Genomic DNA, 17,341 nt, shown 5'->3' with positions numbered 1-17,341 from the left:
GAAAGTGCCTGGGCACCCGGCGCGCTCCCGCAGTATCTGCAGATGCCGGTCCGGCGCATACATTGCAAGCCCGGAAGGCACTGTCCATTCAGACTGATTACCCACGAACCGATAACGTCGGCGTCAGTTTGGCGCCGCTTATGTTCGACCAGCCGCGAGCCGTTCGATCGCTTCGTCCAGCGATTCCTTGGTCGCCTTCACCTGCGGCGCGTCCGGCTCGTTGTGGAGGATATGCTTGAGCGATGCAGCCCATTCCTCCAGCACTGCCTGCTTTTCGGATTCCGACAGATTGTCGTCTTTCAGAACGTCTTGAGGATTCGCGTAGGTCCCATGCTTGGGATGGTCGAATTTGCTGGAATACATCATCTCGGTCTCCTGCCGCTGATTGGGTGCCCGAGGTCGAACCTCCACGAAGGGGCCGCCTGCTCGCCGTCTCTTGAGAACGGCCGGCACCCCGGAAGGTTCAGGAAAAATTCGCGGCCGTGCGGCGCAAGAGCCCGGTGGTACAAACGCGGCATTCGCTGATCGGGACGAGGCCCTCGAGGTCAGAACTCACCTTCATAGAAGATGCCGACTTCGCCGCCACCTTCCGCAGTGACCGCGCCGCGCGCCTTGAGCCCTGAGCCGAGATCGAGGTCGATCGCTACCCGTCCGGTCGAATCGACGCCAAGATAGGTGTTCTCGTTGAGATATTTGCCGACGCCGACGGCCGTCTGGCCATCCTTCGTCGTCTTGATGTCGAGGTCGTCGACGCCGATCTGCGAGCGCAGATTGTCGAGCAGGCCGCTCGACCCGCCAATGCCGGCGAGCGATGCGGCAAGTTCCGCCAGTTGGGCGATCTGCAGCGGCGAAAGATCCGACGTGCCCTGATTGAAGATCAGCCGCGCCAGCACCTCGTCCTGGGGCAGGAGGGGCGTCGAGGAAAAGGTGAAGCTCGGATCGTTGGCGGGGCCGGTCACGGCGATGAATACCGTGGTTTCGCCCGCTTCCGACCTGGCGACCAGGTCGAGGACCGGAACCAGGCTGCCGGTGAAGGTGAGCCGGCCACGATCGAAGTCGAGGCGCTTGCCGAGGATCACGAACCGACCGCGCTGCAATTCGAATCCACCGACGATACGCGGCGCCGCGGCCGAGCCCGTGATGACGATCGAACCGCCGAGTTCGACGTCGAGGCCGCGACCGCGCACGAACACCCGCGACGGTGCATTGAAGGTCAGGTTGAAGTTGATGCCGCTGCGCTGGGCGCCGGCGCCCTGGTTCGGGTCGATCTCGCGCTGCTGCTCGTAGACGGCCGGCTTGGCGTTGCGATGGGTCACGTCGATCCGGGCCAGAGAGCCGGGCAGCTTGTCGGGAATCAGGACGTTGATTTCATTGGCGTTGATGGTCCCGGAGAGCAGCGGCGTGCCGGCCAGCGGACCGGTCAGTGTGAGGTCGGCGCTTAGCTGCGCGGCGACGAGTTCGCCGTCATTGTAACGACCAGCGACGAGCCGGATCGCGATGTCGGCCGGGAACCCGTTGGCGAGGCCGACCGAACCGGAGATCGACAGCGTCCCGCCGGAAGAGAGCGAGGCGTTGAAGGATTGGATCGTCGCGGTTTGGCCGTTGAGGGAAATCGTCGCCGCGATGTCGTTGATGGCGAGGTTCAGGCCCGTGTCGACCAGCCTCGCGCCCGAGGTCGAAAGGGTTCCGACGACGTTCGGCTGGCTGGCAGGGCCGGTCACCCGCGCACTCAACTGCACGTTGCCTTGGATCGAGCGGCCACCCTCGGCCAGGATGCGGTTGGCCAGCGACAGCGGCGCGGTGCCATTCAACGACAGGTCGAGCTGCGGCGTGCCGGCGATATTCACCGAGCCGGAAACCGCCAAATCGACGCCGCTGCCGGACAGATTGGCCGTCGTCGTAACTCTTTGGTTCGCGAACTGGCCATTGGCGGAGACGGTGAGTGCGCCGACGCCGGCGTCCCGTGTCTGCTGGATGGAGAGGCCGGAGCCGCTGAGGTCGTAGGTGACCGACGGATTGGAGGGCGACCCGGAGGTGCGAACGGTTCCGTTGATCGTTCCCTGCGGCGCGATTCCGGGCGCAGCCGCGGCGGCAATCGAGGCCGGCAGGTTGCGGAGGGCGACATCGAGGTCGAGCGCGGTCTGGCTGGCTGTGCCGGTCACCTGAACAGTGCCGCCGCCGACATTGGCGGTTGCGGTCTGGAGGCGGAGGGTTCCGCCCGCATAGGTCCCCGCCGCGGTGGCGTCGATCGGCGGCGCGCCGGCGCTGCGGCTTTGCGCGACCGACACATTCGAAGCCGAAATATCGAACCGTGCGTCGGGGTCGGAAATCGATCCTGTCGCGGACGCGGTTCCCGATACGGTTCCTTGCGCGCCAAGCCCATCGACGAAGCCATTGGCGAGACCGACCGGAACCTGGTTCAGGGCCACATCCAGATTGAGCGTCCGCCCGACCGTTCCCGACGCGACGAGCGAGCCGCTGCCGACGCGAATGTCGGCGGTGCCGATCGTCGCCGTCCTGTTCGCATAGGTGCCGGACGCCTCCAGGCTCAGCGGCGCGACGCCCGATTGGGCGATCTGCCGCGTGGTGATGCCGGATCCGGTGAGATCGAACGTGGCACGCGGGTCCGAGAGGGAGCCGGTTGCCGTCGCGGTGCCGGACAGCATGCCCGTGGCGCCGAGTCCATCGACGAAGCCGTTCGCCAGGCCAGCTGGAATCCGGTTGGCCGCGATCTTGAGATCGAGCGCCTCGCCGATGGTGCCGGTGGCCTTGAGCGTACCGTCGCCGACCCGGACGTCCGCGGCCGCGATCGATGCAGTGCCGTCGGCGTAGGTGCCGGACACGTCGAGACTGAGCGGCGCGACACCGGACTGGGCGATCTGCCGGGTGGTGATGCCAGTGCCGGCCAGATCGAAACGCGCCTGCGGGTCGGAAAGGGAACCGGTCGCTGTGGCCGTGCCCGAGATCGTGCCCGTCGCGCCGAGATCCGGCGCGAAACCATTGGCAAGACCCACAGGGATTTCGTTGGCGACGATGTTGAGGTCGAGCGTTTCGCCGACCGTGCCGCTGGCGGTAAGCGAACCGGAGCCGACCGTCATCTTGGCTTCGACGAGGTTCAACGTGCCCTCGGCAAGGCGACCGGACGCCGTCAGGTCGAGTGGTTCGATGCCGCTCTGGGCGATCGCCGGCGCGGTGATACCGGAACCCGACAGCGAGAATTCGGCGCTGGGGTCGTCGAGCATGCCGGACGCCGTCGCGGTTCCCGAGATCGTTCCGGAGGCTTTGAGGTTGGGTACGAAGCCGTTGGCGAGCCCGACCGGAATGCTGTTCATCGTCAGGTCAAGGTCGAGTTCGCGGCCCACCTTGCCGGAAGCACGCAGCGAGCCCTCGCCGACATTGAGCACGGCGGTTTCGAGCGACGCCGTCCCGTCGGCAAAGCGGCCCGCGAGCCGAAGCGCAAGCGGTGCGACGCCGGAGCGTGTGATCGCGCCCGTCGTGATTCCGGCGCCCGACAGGTCGAAAATGGCGTTGGGCTCGGTGAGCGAGCCGGTCGCGGTCGCCGTCCCGGAGATCGTGCCGGACGCGTCGAGATCGGGCACGAAACCGTTTGCGAGGGCGACGGGCAGATTGTTCATCGCCAGCGCCAGGTCGAGATTTTCCCCGATCGTGCCGGAGGCTTCGAGCGAGCCGGAGCCGACCACGAGACTGGCCCGATCGAGCTTCGCCGTCCCGCCGGCATAGCGGCCTGCGACGTCGAGCGTCAGCGGCTCGATTCCGGCCGCTGCGACCTGTGCCGCGGTGATGCCGGTGCCGGCAAGATCAAAAACCGCGACCGGGTCGGTGCGGGTACCGTTGACGACGGCGCTGCCGGAGATCGTCCCGGACGCGTCGAGACCATCGACGAAATCATTCGCCAGTGCCACCGGAAGATTTGCAAGCTCGGCCCGCAAGTCCAGCGTCTCGCCGATCGTGCCGGAGGCCTGCAGCGACCCCTCGCCGAGATCGAGCGTGGCGGTTTGCAAGGTGAGTGTGCTGTCGGCGTAGCGGCCGGTCGCGTCGAGTGCGATCGGCGGGATTCGGGCTGCTCGCACCTGCGCGGTCGACAACTCGCGGCCGGTGAGCGCGAAAGCGGCGTCGGGGTTCGCCGGCGCACCGGTGACGGTCGCCGTCCCGGAGAGCGTGCCCTCTGCCTCCAGGCCGGAGACGAAAAGGTTGGCCACGGCTGCCGGAACGCTGTCGAGGCGCAATCCAAGATCGAGGACCTCGCCGGACGAACCTTCCAGAACGATTGAGCCGGAGCCAACGGTCAGCACGAAGCCGTCGAGCACCGTCGTGCCGTTGGCGATCCGCACCGCCGCCGCGTCGCGCAGGTTGACAGCGGCATTCGGGATATCCGCGGTGAGGCGCGAGAGCGTCAGCAGCATCGCGTCCGGCTCGAATTGGGCGGTGCCGGCCAGTTCGATCGGCGCGTCGTTGACTGTCGCATTTGCCGTCACGCCGGTGCCGCCCTGCTCCTCGGCGAAGGCGAGGGCAAGCTTACGCACGGCCACCCCGGCTGCATCGATCGCTTCCGCGGTCACCCGACCTGTCGGCTTCGGGATGCCGAGATAATCCTTGACCGACAGGTCGATGAGAGCCCCCTGGAGCGTGGTGCCAGCGACCGTCAGGCTGCGCGACGTGAGATCGGGCGCCGCGACCGGCGTTTTCTGCGCATCGACCGACAGTTCTACTGTTCCCTTCACATCGCCAGCGGCCTTCTGCCCGCCCAGCGCCGCCAGCGGGCCGATATCGTCGATGGCGACGGTCAGTGTGCCGACCGGCGCGAAGGCGTCGGTCAGCATGAGATCGCCGGTCACCGCGTTCGGCCCTTGCCGGATCGCCAAATCGGTGATGCGGCGGTCGCCGTTGTCGAGGGTCTCGACCTTGGCGCTGCCGGACAGCGGCTGGCCGTCTAGGGTTCCGGTGATGTTGACGAAGCCGGCCGGTGAGGCGGGGTTCAGCGTGCCGCGCACCTCGACCTTGAGGTCCGCGAGTTCGCGGCCGTTGATCGACAGGCCGTTGCCCGACAGCGTCAGATCGACGTCGGGTTTTTCGACCGGCCCCTTGGCGACAAGCCGCAGTTCCGCCGCGCCGGCAAATACCGAGTTGACGGATTGCGTGTCTTCCAGCGTGCCCTGGATGTCGGCCGAGACCTCGCCGTCCATCAGGCCAGCATTACCGGTGATCTGCAGGCCTGCGCCGGTCACGGCGAGTTTCTGCGCGTTGATCGCTCCGTCGGCGGCGCGGGTGAATTGCCCGGCGACGGACAGTTCTTCGCCCGCCAGCGGGATCGCCGCCGCCGACAGCGCCGCGGTCTGGAAGCGTGAGCGCAAATTCAGGTCGAAGACCGCGAAATTCAGCGCGGCTGTGCCTTCGAGGTTCAGCGTCGCGACGTCGGTGGTCGCCTCGCTCGGCTCGAAGACGAAGCCGTTTTCGGTCAGCGCGCCGTTGGCGGCGATCTTCAGCGGGCCGTTGAGGAATCGCTCGGCGATTCCCTCAGGCGCCTCGATCGCCTGGGCCGTCGCTTCGACGGCGAGCGGCCCTTTCAGGCGAGTGAGGTCGAAGCCGGGGCTGCTGGCATCGAGGCTGACGCCCTGCGCGACGTAGTCGCCGTAGCCCGCACGCTGCAGCTTGGCGGAGAGGCCTACGGCAGCAGCCGTGAAGGCTCCGCGCACCGTGCCGTCGAGGCGGGTGACTTGAAGGCCGGTGATGTCCGGCGGCGTCCCGAAGGAAAGGGCGATCGGGCTGCCGTCTCGCGAAGCGACGGCGAGCGTCAGATCGTTGCCGGCCCCGCCCAGATCGAGAACGCCCTTGGTCTGCAAGGCCAGGGCCTCGGAGGCGAGATCGCCCTGTTCGATGAGATAGGTACCGTCGGCGCGCAGAACCGCTTGCAGATCGAGACCGGCTCCGCCGGCGACATATTGGGAATATTGCTGGGGCACGAAGCGCTCGGCCGCGACATTGAGGGAGGCGGCGAGGCGGCGCCCGTCGGCGACGTCGTTGACCCGCGCGGTCAGCGTTGCCGCCTGTTCGCCGCCGACTGTGAGCTGGCCGTTGGCCATGAAGTCGGAGAGCGGCCCCGAGCCGTTGACGACGAGATTGACCGCCGGCCGGTCCGGAATGTCGAGAAGCGTCGCCACCAGTCCGCCGGCCGGCTCGCTCGCTTTCACGTCGATCGCGAGCTGGTTTTGATCCGGCGCGTAGGACACGTCGAGGGCGATCTGGCCCGGCTGGTCCAGTCGGTCGATATTGGCCTTGACGTCGAGCTTGGTTGGATCGTCGGCGAGCGTCAGGCTGGCGCTAGCCTTCAGTCGGGCGCGAACGCCGGCAAGCGCTTCCCCAAGCACGAATTCGTCGATGGCGAGATTGCGGATGTCGGCCGTGATCGACGGCAGCGAGAAGCCGCCGCCCTGATCCGCCTCGCTTGTCGGCTGATCCGCCGGAAGCCGTTCCAGGACGATCTGGCCTGCGGTGAGGTTCTCGATCGATACGTTCGAGCGCACGAGCGCGAGCGGCGACCAGTCCATCGCCAGATTCTTTCCCGTCAGGAAGATGCCCTGCGGATCAGAGACCCTCAGGCTCTCGATCCGGATGTCACCGGTCAATGCGCCGGACAGCCCCTCGATCTCGACCGTCATCGTGTCGGAGGAAAGGAAGCTCTCGATCTGGTTGGCCAGGAACTGCTGCGCCGGAGCGGGACGGCTCGCCAGGAAGGCGGCGGCGACGCCGACGACGACTGTGGCGGCGAGCGGGGGGACGGGGTTGAACTTGCGCATCAGAAGGCTTGCCCGATGCCGGCATAAAACTGGAAGTTCGCATCGCGCGGGCCAGGGTCGAGCGGGATCGCCACGTCGAAGCGGATCGGGCCGAAGCTGGTGATGTAGCGGGCGCCGACGCCGGCGCCGACCTTGAAGTTGGAAAAATCGGGCACGAGATCGTCCGAGACGGTCCCGACATCGACGAAGGGAACGATCTGGATGCTTTCCGTCACGCCGATGCGGACCTCGGCCGAGGCTTCGAACAGCGACAGGCCGCCGGTCGGCGTGTCGACGAAATCAGGATTGAACCCCGACCCCGGGGGCACGGCAGACGGAAAATACGGGCCGACGGACTGGAATTCGTAGCCGCGCACCGAACCGCCGCCGCCGGCGTAGAACCGCCGGTCGTTCGGGATGTCGAGAAGATCCGCGCCGAAGATCGTGCCATAGGCGACGCGCCCGGCAAGGATGAAGCGGTCGCTGTCCGACAGCGACAGATAGCTCGACGCATCGAGGCGGGTCTTCACGAAGGGCGTTTGGGTGTTGAAGCCGTAGGTTGGCTCGACAAGCGCCTTGGCGAAAAGGCCCTCTGTCGGGTTGAGCTCGTTGTCGCGATTGTCGAACGTGTAGCTGATCGGAACCGAGGTCAGCAGATACTCCCGCGTCCCCAGATAGTCGGTGATCTCCTCGTATTCGCCCCGGACGGTGGCGACGACAGTCTGGTTCCGGTCGATCTCGTACTCGACACCGCTGGTGACCGCGAAGGAATCGCGATCATAGGCGAGCGGGTGTTCGCGCTTGGCCTCGATCGAGCCGACATAGACCGATTCCGGACCGAGCACGCCGGGCTTCTTGAAGACCAGAGAGGCGGCATAGTCGGCGCCGTCGGTCTTGCGGCCCTGGCTGGATATCGCGGTCGCCCCGATGCGCGAGATGGATGCGTCGAGCCGGATGCTTTCGGCCCGCCCGAACAGGTTGCGGTGGCCGACATAGCCGGAGGCGCCAGCGCCTTCGGTGTTCGAATAGGTCGCGCCGATGCCGTAGAAGCCGAATTTACGTTCGCCGACCTCGACCTGGACGGGAAGCGTTCCGTCGGGTTGCTGCGCCTTGGCCTCCCTCACCGTGACGCTGGAGAAGACGCCGAGCTTGAGGAGGCGATCGCGCGCCGCGGCGAGTTCTTCCGGAGAGAAGACCTCGCCAGCCTTGACGCCCGCCATATAGGCGATGAAGCCCGGATCGACGTCTTCGGCCCCCGCGACCCAGGTTTCGCCGAACGGCACCGGATTGCCGGGCGCGATGGCGATCGAATAGTCGAGCCGATCGGTCTTGGCGTCGGCGACGATCTCGCGCCCGGTGACCGCCACGAACGGCCGGCCCTGGTCGCGGAGATCCTTGAGAAGCTTGGCTTCACCTTTCAGGAGCTCGACGGAACGCGCCGAACTCCCCGGAGTGAGGTTGTATTCCGCCGCATCGAAGGGAACGCCCTGGGTGGAAATCGCCACACGGCCGAGCGTGTAGAAAGGGCCGGGGCGGACGCGGATCGACACCGGGACGGGCCGAGACGTGAAGGTCGCGTCGGGCGGCAAATCTGCGATATCGCGGCCTTCGATGAAGATGTCGACCAGCCCGTCATAGCGGGCATTCTCGAACAGGGTGGCCACCAGCCGCTTGCGGTCGGTCTTCGCCTTTGAGAGCAGCCCGAGCGAGCCGGACACCGGGTCCGCTTCGTCGGCGATGAGGGTGGAGGCGTCGCGCAGATCCTCCTCCACCGTACCGTCGTCATCCACTGTCGGTGCGACCGTGAGCGTGACGGTGTAGTTGATCGGGTCGAGCACAGGATCGGACGCGGCGTTTTCGTCTTCGAAGAAGGTCAGGCCAAAGATTTCGAAGGCTGCGGCGGGGTGCGGTGATGCGGCGAGCAGGCCGGAGCCGATGACCATCATTGCCAGCCTGGCGAAGGGTAGGAACCTATACTGCAAGTCGCTCGCTTCCCGTCGCCACACACGCTCGCCTTGAGATCGGCGAGACAACACACGTCATCGATTTCGGGACGTCGGCGACGACGATCACGCGCAGCCGAACTCCTCCCACTGAGTTGCCTTTTAGCATTGGCGGAAATGGCTTGGATAACAACTGTTAACCAGCGGTTGCCGGTGTTCCGATGCGATTACACCGGCCGTTTGTGCCGAACCGGACACAGATTCGCCGTCGCCCCGAGACAACCCGCCGCACCCGGCCTGTGCGGAGGCTGGCCGGCGACCACCGACCGTTCGTCACCGGCGGTCAAAACGCATTCCATCCCGTTGCGGAGGGCTGTTCCGGAACGCTGGTCCCGGCGTCGTTTTTTGGGTTGGTTCTGAAAAACCCTTGAAGCGGTTCCCCGCAAAGGGCACTCTCGCTGCGACGCAGTGACACTCGCCCCCAAGCATCGGACCAAAAGTGAAAGCCGGTTTTTGGATCATTCCGATGCGCGATCATAGTGTTAGAACGTCCTTTACGCGTCCGATGGACGCTGGGCGCTCTAGAGTGCGCAATTCATTTCAACGGCCCGCCGCGTGGCTGATGCGGCAGACCGTCTGTATCCGGGAGGACTTTGATGACTGAAGTGACGATGACGGTGAACGGGCGCGAGATGAAGGGCGTGGTCGAGGACCGCACGCTTCTGGTGCAGTTCCTGCGCGAGAATCTGGGCCTGACCGGCACCCATGTCGGCTGCGACACGTCGCAATGCGGCGCCTGCGTCGTCCACGTCAATGGCAAGGCGGTGAAGTCCTGCACGATGCTCGCTGTACAGACGTCCGGTTCGGATGTCCTGACCATCGAGGGGTTGGCGAACGGCACCGAGTTGCACCCGGTCCAGGCTGCTTTCCGCGAGCATCACGGGCTGCAATGCGGCTACTGCACCCCGGGCATGATCATGACGGCGGTCGATCTGATCCGGCAGCACGGCAGCGCGCTGGACGAGAAGGCCGTGCGCGATGGTCTTGAGGGGAACATCTGCCGCTGCACCGGCTACCACAACATCGTCAAGGCGATCCTTGCTGCGGCCGGGGCCGCGCAGCCGCAACAGGTCGCTGCCGAATAGCTCGGAAGCAAGGGTCTTTGGACCGGCAAGGCGATTGAGACACGGACGCGGACGCCTCGAGGCGGTTCCGCTGCGATTTCGAATACTGGGAGGTTTCGACGATGGGTGTTGAAGGCATCGGCGCAAAGGTTTTGCGCAAGGAGGACCGGCGGTTCATCACCGGTCGCGGGCATTACGTGGACGACATGACGGTCCCCGGCATGAAATACGCGGCATTCGTGCGATCGCCCCATGGGCACGCCAGGATCACCGGCATCGATTCGGCCGCGGCGGCTTCCATGCCGGGCGTGATCGGCATCCTCACCGGCGAACAGTTGCAGGGCGACGGGATCGGCAATCTGATCTGTGGCTGGGGGGTGTCGTCCAAGGACGGCACGCCGATGAAGATGGGCGCCTGGCCGGCGCTCGCCGTCGGCACCGTGCGCCATGTCGGGCAGCCGATTGCCGTCGTCGTCGCCGACACGCAGTTGCAGGCCCGTGACGCAGCCGAGGCCGTGGAGGTCTCTTATGACGAGCTTCCGGCCGTCGTCAGCGCCGTGGAAGCGCTGAAGGATGGTGCGCCGCAGCTTCATCCCGAAGCGCCGGGCAATCTAATTTTCGATTGGGAACTCGGCGACAAGGCGGCGACGGACGCGGCGTTTTCCGGGGCCGCTCATGTGACCAAGCTGCACATCGTCAACAACCGCCTGGTTCCCAATCCGATGGAGCCGCGCGCCGCGCTCGGTGTCTACGATCCGGCGGAAGAGCACTACACCTGCTGGACCACCTCGCAGAACCCGCATGTCGCCCGGCTGGTGATGAGCGCGTTCTACAACGTCGCGCCGGAACACAAGCTGCGGGTGATCGCACCTGACGTCGGCGGCGGTTTCGGCTCCAAGATCTACATCTACCCCGAAGAGATCGTTTGCCTGTGGGCGTCCAAGCGCACCGGCGTTCCGGTCAAGTGGACCTCGGATCGCACCGAGGCGTTTCTGACCGACGCACACGGCCGTGACCACGTCACCGAGGTGGAGATGGCGCTAGACGCCGACCACAAGATCCTTGGTCTCAAGGTCGACACGATCGCCAATCTCGGCGCCTACATGTCGCTGTTCTCGTCGGCGACCCCGACCTATCTCTACGCGACGCTGCTCTCCGGCCAGTACGATATCCCGGCAATCCACGCCAATGTCCGGGCGGTCTACACCAACACCGTGCCCGTCGACGCCTATCGCGGCGCCGGGCGTCCTGAGGCGACCTTCGTCATCGAGCGAACGGTGGAGACGGCGGCGCGCGAACTCGGCATCTCGCCGGCGGAACTGCGCCGCAAGAACTTCATCCGCTCCTTCCCGCACCAGACGCCGGTGATCATGGCGTATGACGCGGGCGACTTCGACGCGACGCTGGACGCCGGCATGCAGGCCGCCGACGTCGCCGGCTTCGAGAAACGGCGGGCGGAGGCCAAGCAGCGCGGCAAGCTGCGCGGCCTCGGCATGAGCTGCTACATCGAAGCCTGCGGCATCGCGCCATCGAAGGCGGTCGGCTCGCTCGGTGCCGGCGTCGGCCTTTGGGAATCGGCCGAGGTTCGGGTCAATCCGGTCGGCACGGTCGAAATCCTCACTGGCTCGCATAGTCACGGCCAGGGCCATGAGACGACCTTCGCCCAGTTGGTGGCCGAACGCTTCGGCCTGCCGGTCGACAACGTCCAGGTCATTCATGGCGACACCGACAAGGTGCAGTTCGGCATGGGCACCTACGGCTCGCGCTCCGGCGCGGTCGGCATGTCGGCGATCCACAAGGCGCTCGACAAGGTCGAGGCCAAGGCCAAGAAGATCGCAGCGCACGTTCTGGAGGCCGACGAGGGCGACATCGTCATCGAGAATGGCGAGGTGAAGGTCGCAGGCACCGACAAGAAGCTGGCCTGGCACGAGGTCTGTCTCGGCGCCTATACCGGCCACAATCTCCCCGAAGGAATGGAGCCCGGCCTGAAGGAAGGGGCGTTCTACGATCCGACCAACTTCACCTTCCCGGCCGGCTGCTACATCTGCGAGGTCGAGGTCGACCCTGATACCGGAACGACCGAGATCATCCAGTTCGTCGCCGCCGACGATTTCGGTCGGGTGATCAACCCGATGATCGTCGAGGGTCAGGTCCATGGCGGTCTCGCCCAGGGCATCGGCCAGGCGCTTCTGGAAGGCGCCCATTATGACGACACCGGCCAGCTGCTGACGGCGTCCTACATGGACTACGCCATGCCGCGGGCGTGGGACCTTCCGATGTTCCAGGTTTCTACCAACGAGACCCTGTGTCCCGGCAACCCGCTCGGCATGAAGGGCTGCGGCGAGGCCGGCGCGATCGGCTCGCCGCCGGCGGTGATCAACGCCATTACCGACGCGATCGGCAACAACGATCTGAGCATGCCGGCGACGCCGCAAAAGGTCTGGAAGGCGCTCAACGCGGTCGCCTGACCGAGCAGACGAACTTTGCCCGGTGGCCGCGAAAAAGGGCCGCCGGGAGAATTTTAGGGGCTGCCTGGCCCCGTTTCTATCCGAACCATCGCGCCGCGCGGTCCTTCCGCGATTTCCGGACCCGGCGCCAGAGGGAGCAGAACCGATGTACGAGACCACTTATCACCGCCCCACGTCGATCGACGAGGCCGTCAAGCTGGTCGGTGAATCCGGCGGCGAGGGAAAATTCCTCTCTGGCGGCATGACGCTGATCGCGACCATGAAGCAGCGGCTCGCCGCGCCGAGCGACCTTGTCGATCTGCGCCATATCGCCGAACTCAAGGGCATTACGGTCAACGGCAAGTCGATCAAGATCGGCGGCGGCATGACCCATGGCGAGATCGCCGCCCATGACGGGCTGAAAGCCGCCTGCCATGGCTTCGCCGATCTCGCCGGCCTGATCGGCGATATCGCGGTGCGCCACATGGGCACGATCGGCGGCTCGGTGGCGAATAACGATCCGGCGGCGGATTATCCCGCCGCCCTGAAGGCGCTGGGTGGGACGATCCACACCAACAAGCGCGAGATCGCGGCCGACGACTTCTTCCTCGGCCTGTTCGAGACAGCGCTGGAGGAGAACGAGATCGTGACGGCGGTGTCCTTCGAGGCGCCGGATCAATGCGCCTACGAGAAGTTCCGCAACCCGGCCTCGCGCTATGCCATGTGCGGCGTCTTCGTCGCCAAGCGCGGCGGCGAGGTGAAGGTCGGCATCACCGGCGCCAGCATGGGCGGCGCCTTCCGCTGGGAAGCCGCTGAACAGGCGCTGTCATCGAATTTCGACGGCTCGGCCGTGGACGGGCTGTCGGTCGACGAGGGCGACATGGTGTCGGACCTGCACGGCACGTCGGCCTATCGCGCCAACCTCGTCAAGGTCGTCACCAAACGGGCGGTGAACAAGGCCAAATCCGCGGGCTGACAGACGCAGGACGTCAGACTGAAGGTCGGCCGGCTGGACAAGAACGTCTGGCTGGCCTTTTCGTCTCATCGACGCGGCGGGGCAGCCGCGTAAGCAAACCTGCGACATTGGGCCTCGCCGAGAAATCCGGAAATTTGCTGGCGAGAACATTCCATGAACGCTATATCCGCGTCATGGCCAAGACGACCCTCATCGACAAGCTCGCGATCCTCTCCGACGCTGCCAAATACGACGCGTCCTGCGCGTCCAGCGGCTCGACCCGGCGCGATTCCGCCAAGAGCAAAGGCATCGGCTCGACCGAGGGGTCGGGCATCTGCCACGCCTATGCGCCCGACGGGCGGTGCATCTCGCTGCTGAAAATCCTGATGACCAATTTTTGCGTCTATGACTGCGTCTATTGCGTCAACCGCTCGTCCTCCAACGTGGCCCGTGCCCGTTTCACGGTCGAGGAAGTCGTCACGCTGACGATGGAGTTCTACAAGCGCAATTACATCGAGGGCCTGTTCCTGTCCTCCGGCATCATCCGCAACTCCGACTATACGATGGAGGAGATGGTGCGGATCGCCAGAAAGCTGCGGCTGGAGGAAAATTTCGCCGGCTACATCCATCTGAAGACGATCCCCGACGCGTCGCCCGCCCTGATCGAGGAGGCGGGGCTCTTCGCCGACCGCCTGTCGATCAATATCGAGCTGCCGACCGATGTGACGCTAGAGGCACTCGCACCGGAAAAGAAGCCGCGCGACATCCGCCGTTCGATGGGCCATCTGCGGGCCAAGATCGAGGAACACAAGGGTGAGAAAAAGGACCGAACGAAGCCGCAACGCTTCGCGCCCGGCGGCCAGTCAACCCAGATGATCATCGGCGCCGACAACTCCGATGACGATGCCATCCTCGGCCGGTCGGAGAATCTCTACGGCAATTACCGCCTCAAACGGGTCTACTACTCCGCCTTCTCACCGATCCCCGACGCCTCCAGTCGGCTGCCGCTCTCCCCGCCGCCGCTGATGCGCGAACACCGCCTGTATCAGGCCGACTGGCTGATGCGCTTTTACGGCTTCGACCGGGGCGAGATCGTTTCCGGCGGCGAAGGCGGGATGCTGGATCTCGCCGTCGATCCAAAGCTCGCCTGGGCGTTGAAGCACCGCGATCGGTTCCCGGTCGACGTCAATTGCGCCGACCGGGAAATGCTGTTGCGCGTCCCGGGTTTTGGAACTCGCGCGGTCAACCGCATCCTGTCGACCCGCCGCCATCGCACACTCAGGCTCGACGATGTTGCCCGGCTCTGCCAGTCGATCGCCAAGGTCCGGCCCTTCGTTACCGCCCTCGACTGGTCGCCGGGCGCGGCGACGGACAGCGAAGGCCTGCGCGCTGCGTTCCTGCCGAGGCAAAAATCAGCGGCGCAACTGTCGTTGTTCTGACCTGAAAACGGACGAGAGGCCGCCTTCGATGTTCGTCGCTCGCCTTGCCTTTGCTGCGGATTTCGACGGCTGGCGCCCGGCCGCCCGCACGGCGCTGGCGCTCAGCATTCCGCCCGAGGCGTTGAGCTTCGTCGTCGGGGATGAAGCACCCGGCCTGTTTGCCGAGCCCTTGCCCGAAGCGCCACAAGACGCGCCGCAACCGACCGTTCCCAAGGCCTTTCCTGAGCTGGCGCGCAAGCTGCTCTGCCACGCCGATTCCGATCGGTTCGTCTTCGCCTATCGCCTGCTGTGGCGGCTGCAGACGGAAAGGAAGCTGCTCGAAATCGCGTCGGACCCGGATGTCCTGCGCGCCACCGCCATGGAGAAGGCGGTGCGGCGCGACAGCCACAAGATGAAGGCCTTCGTCCGCTTTCGCGAAGTCGAGGACGGCGAGGGCGGCAAGCACTATGTCGCCTGGTTCGAGCCGTTCCGCCACGTGGTCGAACTGACTGCGCCGTTCTTCGCCCGGCGTTTCGCCGGCATGGTCTGGACGATCATGACTCCCGAGCGCTCAGTCCACTGGGATGGCGCGGAATTGGTATTTCTGCCGGGGGCGACCAAGGACATGCGTCCCAAGGACGACGACATGGAAGCGCTGTGGCTGACCTATTACGCCTCGACCTTTAATCCCGCGCGGCTGAAGGTGAAGGCGATGCAGGCGGAAATGCCCAAGAAATATTGGGCCAACATGCCGGAGACGGCGTTGATCAAGCCGCTTGTCGCGGGCGCCGAGGCGGCGGCGCGTCGGATGATCGCAACCGCGCCGACCCTGCCGAGTTTCTCCCATGAGCGACGGATGGAGCGCGAGCAGATGGCGAAGACGAGCACAGCGCTCGATCACGCAGCGGGCGACGCGCGACCCGACAGCATCCGCGCGGCGCGCGCGGTGGCAAGGTCCTGCAAGGCTTGCCCGCTCTGGGAGCCGGCGACCCAGACGGTATTCGGCCAGGGACCGGACAATGCGCCGGTGATCTTCGTCGGCGAGCAGCCGGGCGATCAGGAGGACATCGCCGACGAGCCCTTCGTCGGCCCGGCCGGAAAGGTGTTCGATCAGGCGCTCGCTGCAGCCGGCATCGACCGGCGGCAGGCCTATGTCACCAATGCGGTGAAGCACTTCAAATTCGTGCCGCGCGGCAAGCGTCGCATCCATGCCAAGCCCGATGCCGGCGAGGTGAAAGCCTGCCGCTGGTGGCTGGATCTGGAACGCGAGTTGATCAAGCCGAAGCTGATCGTTGCCCTTGGCGCGACGGCGGCGCAGGCGGTGCTTGGAAGATCAGTGACCATTCGCGACACGCGCTCGCGATTGATCGACCTCGACGAGGCGACCAAACTGCTGGTCACAATCCACCCGTCCTATATCCTGCGGCTTCCCGACGAGGCAGTGCGGGCGCGCGAGAGCAAAGCGTTCGACGCCGACATGGCGATGGTGCTGGACTTCCTGCCGGAACTGAAGCTGGCGGCCTGATCAGCCGATCAGCACGCTGCGGATCACCAAGCCCACGAGGCCCACCGCCGCGACGCCGCCGAGCCACAAGAGGACGAACCAGCCGATCCGCTTCCACAGCGGTCCGTCATCGCCGGCCCCCAGTCGGGCGCGGCTCAATGGTAGCCCTCGCCGGGGCGGACCTTGCCGCGGAACACCCAATAGGCATAGCCGGTATAGATCAGGATCATCGGGATCAGCACCGATGCGCCGACCAGCAGGAATTCCATCGACGCGTCCGGCGCGGCGGCCTCCCAAATGGTGACGTCCGGGGGGATAATGTTCGGGTAGAAGCTGATGCCGAGCCCCACGAAGGCGAGCAGGAAGAGGGCTAGCGCAGACAGGAAAGGCCGCACATCCTTGCCGGCGGCCAGCGACTGCAACAGGCTGAAGGCGGCGAGAGCGGTGAGGATCGGCACCGGCGCCACATAGAGGATCTGCGGGAAAGCGAACCAGCGCAGGTAGAACTCCTCCTTCAGAAATGGCATCCACAGGCTGACCGCGCCCATCAGCAACAGCGTGCCGACCCCAGCGAAAAAGGCATAGCGTCGCGCGATGTCGCGCAATTCCCCGTCGGTCTTCATCACCAGCCAGGTTGCGCCGAGCAGCGTGTAGCCGATGACGACGGCGCCACCGGTCATCAGCGAAAATGGCGTCAGCCAGTCAAACCAGCCGCCGGCATAGGCGCGGCCCGAAACCTCGATCCCCTGCACCAGGGTGCCGAGGGCGATACCCTGGCTGAGCGCCGCGACGAACGAGCCGAGAAAGAACGAGACGTCCCAGAGCCAGCGGCCGCGCACGGTCTTGAACCGGTATTCGAAGGCGACGCCCCGGAAGATCAGTGCCAGCAGCATGGCGATGATCGGCGCATAGATCGCCGGCATGATGATCGCGTAGGCCAGCGGAAACACCGCGAACAGGCCGCCGCCGCCCAGAATCAGCCAGGTCTCGTTGCCGTCCCAGATCGGCGCGACGGTGTTCATCGCCGTGTCCCGGTTCTCGGTCCGGCCGAGGAGGGGAAACAGAATGCCGGTACCGAGGTCGAAGCCGTCGAGAATGACATAGGCGATCACGGCGAAGGCGATGAGAAATGCCCAGAGAATCGCAAGGTCCATCG

10 protein-coding genes are annotated in these 17,341 nt (G+C 65.6%); 5 read left to right on the top strand and 5 right to left on the bottom strand.

Annotation, left to right across the window (positions count from 1 at the left end):
* Positions 1–138 precede the first annotated feature (138 nt).
* The 3 genes from VSX60_RS01810 to VSX60_RS01800 form a co-directional block, all read right to left on the bottom strand.
* Complete coding sequence (locus tag VSX60_RS01810) at positions 139–363, bottom strand: hypothetical protein (RefSeq protein ID WP_327622419.1); 225 nt, start codon at positions 361–363, stop codon at positions 139–141.
* Between the two features lie 182 nt (positions 364–545).
* Positions 546–6,815 (bottom strand): translocation/assembly module TamB domain-containing protein, encoded by a 6,270-nt coding sequence (locus VSX60_RS01805; protein ID WP_327622418.1) that lies wholly within the window; start codon positions 6,813–6,815, stop codon positions 546–548.
* On the bottom strand, positions 6,815–8,776 hold the full coding sequence (locus tag VSX60_RS01800) for an autotransporter assembly complex protein TamA (protein ID WP_327622417.1): 1,962 nt from the start codon (positions 8,774–8,776) through the stop codon (positions 6,815–6,817). Before VSX60_RS01800 ends, VSX60_RS01805 begins: the two co-directional genes overlap by 1 nt.
* A gap of 617 nt (positions 8,777–9,393) precedes the next feature.
* Between VSX60_RS01800 and VSX60_RS01795 the strand changes: the two genes are divergently transcribed.
* The 5 genes from VSX60_RS01795 (at position 9,394) to VSX60_RS01775 (ending at position 16,206) form a co-directional block, all read left to right on the top strand.
* Positions 9,394–9,882, top strand: coding sequence for a (2Fe-2S)-binding protein (locus VSX60_RS01795; protein ID WP_327622416.1), 489 nt, complete (start codon positions 9,394–9,396; stop codon positions 9,880–9,882).
* 101 nt (positions 9,883–9,983) lie between these two features.
* Positions 9,984–12,329: a xanthine dehydrogenase family protein molybdopterin-binding subunit gene (locus VSX60_RS01790; RefSeq protein WP_327622415.1), complete on the top strand. Its 2,346-nt coding sequence runs from the start codon at positions 9,984–9,986 to the stop codon at positions 12,327–12,329.
* 145 nt (positions 12,330–12,474) lie between these two features.
* Positions 12,475–13,284 (top strand): FAD binding domain-containing protein, encoded by an 810-nt coding sequence (locus tag VSX60_RS01785; RefSeq protein WP_327622414.1) that lies wholly within the window; start codon positions 12,475–12,477, stop codon positions 13,282–13,284.
* Positions 13,285–13,457: 173 nt separating this feature from the next.
* The gene (locus VSX60_RS01780; RefSeq protein ID WP_327622413.1) at positions 13,458–14,702 is read left to right on the top strand and encodes a putative DNA modification/repair radical SAM protein; all 1,245 of its coding nucleotides are present in this window, start codon (positions 13,458–13,460) and stop codon (positions 14,700–14,702) included.
* A 28-nt stretch (positions 14,703–14,730) separates the two neighbouring features.
* On the top strand, positions 14,731–16,206 hold the full coding sequence (locus tag VSX60_RS01775) for a UdgX family uracil-DNA binding protein (protein WP_327622412.1): 1,476 nt from the start codon (positions 14,731–14,733) through the stop codon (positions 16,204–16,206).
* On the opposite strand, the gene VSX60_RS01770 is transcribed toward VSX60_RS01775, so the two are convergent.
* Both VSX60_RS01770 and cydB read right to left on the bottom strand, forming a co-directional pair.
* Complete coding sequence (locus tag VSX60_RS01770) at positions 16,207–16,344, bottom strand: DUF2474 family protein (protein ID WP_327622411.1); 138 nt, start codon at positions 16,342–16,344, stop codon at positions 16,207–16,209.
* Complete coding sequence (gene cydB, locus VSX60_RS01765) at positions 16,341–17,339, bottom strand: cytochrome d ubiquinol oxidase subunit II (RefSeq protein ID WP_327622410.1); 999 nt, start codon at positions 17,337–17,339, stop codon at positions 16,341–16,343. The genes VSX60_RS01770 and cydB overlap by 4 nt, the downstream gene beginning before the upstream one ends.
* Between the last annotated feature and the right edge of the window lie 2 nt (positions 17,340–17,341).

The organism is Aurantimonas sp. A3-2-R12 (genome assembly GCF_036016755.1).
GTDB classification, from domain to species: domain Bacteria; phylum Pseudomonadota; class Alphaproteobacteria; order Rhizobiales; family Rhizobiaceae; genus Aurantimonas; species Aurantimonas coralicida_A.
Note: the sequence above shows the minus strand (reverse complement) of the source record. Positions and strands in the feature narration are given on the sequence as shown.